Source organism: Streptomyces bambusae (genome assembly GCF_019400985.1).
Classification (GTDB): Bacteria; Actinomycetota; Actinomycetes; order Streptomycetales; family Streptomycetaceae; genus Streptomyces; species Streptomyces bambusae_A.
The window spans coordinates 1-860 of record NZ_WTFF01000698.1 but is presented as its reverse complement, the minus strand read 5'-3'; the positions used below and the strand labels follow the sequence as shown (position 1 = coordinate 860).

The 860-nt window shown below is 69.0% G+C and carries 1 protein-coding gene; it reads left to right on the top strand.

Annotated elements, in window-relative coordinates; all coding sequences use genetic code 11:
* Window positions 1–68 precede the first annotated feature (68 nt).
* Window positions 69–650 (top strand): hypothetical protein, encoded by a 582-nt coding sequence (locus GPJ59_RS36610; protein ID WP_219672400.1) that lies wholly within the window; start codon window positions 69–71, stop codon window positions 648–650.
* Window positions 651–860: the final 210 nt, after the last annotated feature.

Genomic DNA, 860 nt, shown 5'->3' with positions numbered 1-860 from the left:
CGCCGAGACTGGTGCACGGGTAAGATGGTCGGCAGCGTCAGAGTTGTATAAGAGACAGGGTCGCGGCGGTGCTCGGCGGCGCCGGGGTCTTCGGCGTGCTGAAGCTGACCGGCGAGGACGGTACGGCCTCGGGCGGGACCTCGGCCGGTGCGTCGGGCGGCACCGGCACCACCGACGGCAAGGGGTCCGGCGCGCCGCTCCCGGCCGGCTGGACCAAGGTCGTGGACCCGGCCGGCTTCACGCTGTACGTCCCCCAGGGCTGGCGCCGCCAGGTCGACGGGGACCAGATCGACTACACCCCGGACAACGGCAAGCACTTCATCCGCATCGCCAGCGACACGACGCCGGACTACGAGAACCCGTACGTGCACGTGCTCGACCTGGAGAAGCAGGTGAGCCGGCGTACCGACTACAAGCGGCAGAAGCTGAACCAGAACACCTTCCGGGACAGCACCCGCGCGGCGATCTGGGAGTTCACCTGGACCGAGAAGGGGGTGCACGCCGGTCCGCGCCGGTCCATCGAGCAGATGTACTTCGCCCCGGACGGCACCGAGTACGCGGTGTACATGTCGGGTCCGGCGGCCGACTGGGAGACCACGCGCGCACAGTTCGACACCGTGCTCAGCGGCTGGGCCCCGCCCGAGGGCTGAGCCAGGGAGCCAGGGAGCCAGGGCATTCCGCCAGCAATCGCTGGCGGAATGGCAAAATATGGTTACCGGCGGGTACCCAAAGGTTCCGGGTCCTCCAAACCTCCCCTCCCTGACGGTGCCGCAGGGGCCCGCCCCCCCCAAACCCCACCTCTTTTATACAACTTACCCTCCCGCCCGGCCTCACCATCGCTGTCCTGCGTGCCGCGGTCT